Here is a 295-nt window from a genome sequence, read left to right on the forward strand (position 1 = left end):
TTGATGCTGATTATGAGATAGTTGATGATAATAAATAATAAAATAATAATAGATAAAAAGTAAAAGTTGAATATATAAAGTCTAATGGGCGATTGGAAGTTAATTTTTTGAAAGTGTTGATTTTCAATCGCCTGTATTTTTATTGAGGATATAAAATGATTGAATTATTAGAAGCCTCTAAAAATAATGATTTAGAAACATTAAAAGCATTAATAGAAAAAGGAGCCGATGTAAATTCTAAAGATGATTATAATAAAACAGCTTTGATTTGGGCTTCAGATAATGGGCATTTAGA

At 25.1% G+C, this 295-nt stretch carries 1 protein-coding gene; it reads left to right on the forward strand.

Annotated elements, in window-relative coordinates:
• Window positions 1–155: 155 nt before the first annotated feature.
• The coding region (locus tag EZH24_RS15480) for an ankyrin repeat domain-containing protein (protein WP_137999513.1) at window positions 156–295 on the forward strand (140 nt) is incomplete at its 3' end.

It is taken from the genome of Brachyspira catarrhinii, assembly GCF_005518285.1.
Classification (GTDB): Bacteria; Spirochaetota; Brachyspiria; order Brachyspirales; family Brachyspiraceae; genus Brachyspira; species Brachyspira catarrhinii.